This is a genomic window from Salinivibrio sp. MA427 (assembly GCF_001996115.1).
Classification (GTDB): Bacteria; Pseudomonadota; Gammaproteobacteria; order Enterobacterales; family Vibrionaceae; genus Salinivibrio; species Salinivibrio costicola.
In genome coordinates this window covers 1-4,812 of record NZ_MUFH01000205.1, presented here as the reverse complement: position 1 = coordinate 4,812, position 4,812 = coordinate 1, and the positions used below count along the sequence as shown (strand labels likewise).

General features: G+C 48.2%; 5 protein-coding genes. All 5 read left to right on the top strand.

Going from position 1 to position 4,812, the window contains the following annotated elements:
- Window positions 1-217 precede the first annotated feature (217 nt).
- The 5 genes from hcp-2 (at window position 218) to BZG79_RS11730 (ending at window position 4,812) form a co-directional block, all read left to right on the top strand.
- Complete coding sequence (gene hcp-2, locus BZG79_RS11745; protein WP_074213199.1) at window positions 218-736, top strand: type VI secretion system effector Hcp-2; 519 nt, start codon at window positions 218-220, stop codon at window positions 734-736.
- An 85-nt stretch (window positions 737-821) separates the two neighbouring features.
- Window positions 822-953, top strand: a complete 132-nt coding sequence (locus tag BZG79_RS16915; RefSeq protein ID WP_277919517.1) for a hypothetical protein — start codon at window positions 822-824, stop codon at window positions 951-953.
- A gap of 32 nt (window positions 954-985) precedes the next feature.
- Window positions 986-2,740, top strand: coding sequence for a type VI secretion system tip protein TssI/VgrG (tssI, locus tag BZG79_RS11740; protein WP_242414173.1), 1,755 nt, complete (start codon window positions 986-988; stop codon window positions 2,738-2,740).
- A 2-nt stretch (window positions 2,741-2,742) separates the two neighbouring features.
- On the top strand, window positions 2,743-4,239 hold the full coding sequence (locus BZG79_RS11735; RefSeq protein ID WP_077774467.1) for a PAAR domain-containing protein: 1,497 nt from the start codon (window positions 2,743-2,745) through the stop codon (window positions 4,237-4,239).
- Between the two features lie 6 nt (window positions 4,240-4,245).
- On the top strand, window positions 4,246-4,812 hold the full coding sequence (locus BZG79_RS11730; RefSeq protein WP_242414172.1) for a hypothetical protein: 567 nt from the start codon (window positions 4,246-4,248) through the stop codon (window positions 4,810-4,812).

The following is a 4,812-nucleotide window of genomic DNA, read 5'->3' as shown; positions in this document are numbered from 1 at the left end:
ATTTTTTATTATTCACTATCGATTGAACCCTATTTTTACGCAAGCAAAAAGTTGCTCAGCTTGGCAACTTTTTGCTCAGCCCTTACAAAAAATTGGTCACTCAATTTTTAAGTTGCTGATATTAAACAATAAAAAAGTTGGCATGAAATTGGCATGTTAGGGGTGACGCATAACCAAGGTGGTTATGCCTAACGACTAAATACTGATAGGAGCAATTATGCCAACGCCATGTTATATCTCGATTGAAGGCGAAACTCAGGGTTTGATTACTGCCGGTGCCTGCACCGCTGATTCAATCGGTGATGCATTCGTTGAAGGTCACGAAGATGAAATGCTGGTTCAGCAGTTTGATCACAATGTTACTGTTCCAACTGACCCGCAATCTGGTCAGCCATCAGGCCAACGTGTTCACAAGCCTTTCAAATTCACCGTCGCGCTCAACAAAGCTGTCCCTCTGCTTTATAACGCGCTGTCTTCGGGTGAGAAAATGTCCACTGTCGAGCTAAAGTGGTATCGCACCTCGATTGAAGGTAAACAAGAAAACTTCTTTACCACCAAGCTGGAAAACGCCTCTATCGTCGATATCCATTGTGAAATGCCACACTGCCAAGACCCTGCTAAGTCTGATTTTACTCAGAATCTGACCGTGTCTATGTCTTACCGTAAAGTGACATGGGATCACGTCAACGCTGGTACCTCAGGGTCAGACGACTGGCGTAAGCCGATCGAGGCGTAAACCTAACGCGTCGCGATATAAATCGAGTAGCCCACTGGCACAGTGGGCTACTTGCTTTCCCATCATATAGAGGTAGACATTAATAATGGCAACGCTGAGATTTTCACTGGTTGTAGACGGTTTATCAGAAGACACCTTTGTTGTGCGTGAATATCAAGGGCATGAGTCTGTGTCTGATAGCTACGCAGGCGGTCAGCCTTTGTATGGTTATCGCTAGGTCACCATCACACGTTTTATTCTCTTATCTTGGTGCCGTCGTTAGAGCGCTTATCATTACGTCGAAATAGCCGTATTTTCCAACACCAGACAGTGAAAGACATCATTTCAACCCTGTTAACGGAGATGGGGATCACTGATGTTGATTTTTCATTGAAACGAGACTTACCTGAGCGCGAATTCTGTGTGCAATACAGAGAGAGTGATTTAGCGTTTTTGCATCGCTTAGCGGCTGAAGAAGGAATTAACTATTACTTTACTCATCTAGAAGATAAGCACACTGTCCACTTCTACGACGACTCATCGCTGATTGATAAATATACTAAGCCCGTTGAGCACAACAGCCGGGCAGGGGGTACTTACAGCGACCCTTATGTTCGCCACATCGATATCAGTGACCAGAGTGAGTCAAACAAAACCGTCCTCAAGGACTATAGCTTTAAAAAGCCGGCTTATAGTTTTCTTCAGCCTCACGAGGCGGATGGCACCAGTTATCAGCGCACCGATTACGAGTATTTCGATGCGCCTGGCCGCTACAAAAATGATCCAAGTGGCAAAGCATTTACCCGCATTCGTAACGAGTTTTTGCGGCGCGAGGCCTCAACCGCCCAAGGGCAAAGCCATGTGCCTGCGCTCCAGGCGGGTGTGAAATTTGACTTGATTGAAAGTTTGCACAAACCGGCTAACCGAGATTGGTTGGTAGTCAGTGTGTCGCATGTGGGTAAGCAGCCTCAGGCACTGGAAGAAGAGGGCGGAACCGGCGCAACCACCTACCATAACGACTTCAAAGTGATCCCTGCGACAAGACAATGGCGTGCAACCCCACAGCCCAAGCCGCAAGTTGATGGACCTATGATTGGCGAAGTGGTCGGCCCGAAAGGCGAAGAAATCTTTTGTGATGAGCACGGCAGAGTGAAGGTGCACTTTCCGTGGGATCGAGAAAGCAAACAAGATGAGCACAGCTCGTGTTGGATACGCGTGTCCCAAGGTTGGGCGGGCGCACAATATGGCTTTATGGCGGTCCCTCGGATTGGCCATGAAGTGATCGTGTCTTTCCTTAACGGCGATCCAGATCAGCCGATTATTACCGGCCGCACGTATCACGCGACGAATGTGCCACCATATTTGCTCCCTAATCATAAAACGCGCACGGTGATCAAAACGCAAACCCACCAGGGTGAAGGGTCGAATGAAATCCGCTTTGAAGACCAAGCGTCCATCGAGCAAATCTACATCCATGCGCAGAAAGACCAAGATATTGTCACCGAAAACATCCATCGCGAATTTGTGGGAGTGGATAGCCACCGTCAAGTCGGGCGCAACGCTTATCAATCTGTGACGGAAAATAGCCATCGTATGGTTGGCAAAAATGTCGTTGAAGAATTTGGTCAAGATCATCACCAGAAAATTGGCCGCAACCTCGTGCAGCGTATCTTGGGTAAACTGAGTCGTTTTATCTCTGGTGGTATGATCACCAAAGTGGAAGGTGGGATAGTCACACAAGCCACGGCCTCGGAAGAGAAAGAGATCGGCGCTAACCAACGGACCAAAGTCAGTAATGAGAGCTACTTAACCGCCAAAGATATTGTGCTGGAAGCTGGTAATGAGTTAACGATTAAAGGCCCCGGTGGTTTTGTCAAAATTGACGGCGGCGGGATCACTATCTCTGGCACCAAAGTCAAGATCAATGAAGGCGGCTCTCCCGGTAAAGGCACGGCACCTACTATGGTTCAGCCTGATGAGACCGATAAGCCTCAGCAGCCTGATGATCCGGACCGACGGGGGTAATTATGCCAAGTGCTGGAAGACTCGGAGACAGTGCGGCAGGGCATGGTTGCTTCCCTGCCACCCCCATTATTAGCGGTAGCCCTGATGTGTCAATCAATGGCAAGCCAGCAGCACGTAAAGGTGACCCTGTACTGCTTCATGCTTGCCCTTGTCCGAAAATGCCTCACGGTATTCATGGGCGTAGCATCAGTGCAGGGTCGTCGAATGTTTCCATCAATGGTAAGCCGGCTTCACGGGTCGGTGATGCCATTGGTTGTGGCGGTCAGGTTGCTGCGGGGTCAGGCGATGTGTTTATTGGTGAGACGCCTTACCAGTCACCATCACATGATTGTGGTGAGGGGGCGGCTAAAAGCAATGCGCCTTTCTTGCGGATCTTGCCTTTGGTCAACCCGGTTGAAGCACTGTGGTCAAAACCGATTTATAGTCCTGGCTACTTTAAGTCTGTGGCTGAGCAGCAGCTCAAGGGCTCCATCACGCAAGCGCTACCCGAGGAATTACCACCTCTCGGTCAAGACTTATCGTCGTTGGTAAAAAGTGGCGGCTCACCCGAACAAATGCTGTATGTGTTAGAAAAAGGCACTACCAAAGCCAAGCGACGCAAAGCACGTGAAGCGATCACAAAGCGTGCCAGTGAGAAAGAGCCAGACGTTGCTGAACGATTTACGCAAGATATGGACGCGGCTGAAAAAGCGATGCTGAGTGAACATATCTATACCCTCGATAAAGAAAAATTAAAAGAACCTCGTCAACAAGTCGCCGAGGATTTTAAACATGACTCAGGCTGGACGTTGGCGAGTGACGATGACTTAAATGATTTAGGGTTGTCACGTAAAGATTTGCGTGTTAAGGGGAGTAATTTCCGGGCTCAAGTGTATATGCCCGACCACAAGGTGTTTGGGTCGGAGGCGAAGCCAGTATTGGTTTTCCGAGGCACAGAAGCGGTGGGAGACTGGACCAAAGGCAATATTCCTCAAGGTCTTATGGGAAGATCAAAATACTATAAGCAAGCCGTTGAAATTAGCAGAAACATCAAAAAAGCAGGCTCCCCAATAGAAATATCAGGGCATTCTTTAGGTGGAGGCTTGGCCTCTGCGGCTTCGAAAGCCGGTAATTATCCTGCCACTACCTTTAACAGTGCTGGATTGCATAAGAAGACTGTTGAGCGTTATGGGGTGCCCAAAGCACAACAAGGCAGTGATGATAATATCACGCGCTATCGAATAGAGGGTGAAGTGCTTACCCATGCGCAAGAAAAGATGCCCGTTTTAAGGCGTTTACCAAGCGCGGTTGGAAATACCACCCAAACCTTTTCCAAGCCGAAATCATTAACAGCTCAGACGGAAGGCGTTGGCGCGGCTATTGGTACTAACGTAGCGATAGCAGACGATACCGACGTTACGCTAAAAGAGAGAGTCAATTTACATGGTATGGATATGATGCGCGAAGCTATTGAAGATCGTAAAGTCGATGATTTACACACGCTAGCCAAGCAGGTTTAAACCGCGATGAAATACATTTTTTTAGTTATCTTGGCAGGTATTGTGCTGTCAGTGACCGTAAAAGTAGGAGTGCTAAATATGTTCCGCAGTAAACCCTATCCAGAGGTCTTTTTTGAGGGGGAATTGTTGGCCGTAGCCGAGGCGATGAAAGCCCATGATATCGATAAAGCGAAAGCGTTAGCGGAAAAACTGCCAGATATTGATGCGCCAGGCAACGAGCATTTTACCCTGTTAGCCTTTGCCGTCGCTGATACCAATATTCCAGCCATCAAAATGTTGATGGCGCTGGGGGCCGACCCTGCCTCCAAATTCGGTGAAGGCGAGGGGGCACAGTCTGTTGCTTACTTTGCCATGTGGCGCAAAACGACAGATGCACTTAAAGCGATGTTGGAAGCGGGAATGGATCCGAATTTGACCGATGAATATGGTGAGACGCTGATTTTTGATGTGCCAGACCTAGAAGACAATGATGCACTGAAACTGTTGGTTGAATTTGGCGCGGATGTGAATGCTAGGGGGGAGCTTGGTAAAACAGCTTTGTTTAAATTTATTAATGTGATGTTTGATGAATGA

Bases quoted from the DNA above. Each gene is read 5' to 3' on its own strand.
- BZG79_RS11735 (WP_077774467.1), top strand. From the start codon at position 2,743: ATGCCAAGTGCTGGAAGACTCGGAGACAGTGCGGCAGGGCATGGTTGC.
- BZG79_RS16915 (WP_277919517.1), top strand. From the start codon at position 822: ATGGCAACGCTGAGATTTTCACTGGTTGTAGACGGTTTATCAGAAGAC.
- hcp-2 (WP_074213199.1), top strand. From the start codon at position 218: ATGCCAACGCCATGTTATATCTCGATTGAAGGCGAAACTCAGGGTTTG.
- BZG79_RS11730 (WP_242414172.1), top strand. From the start codon at position 4,246: ATGAAATACATTTTTTTAGTTATCTTGGCAGGTATTGTGCTGTCAGTG.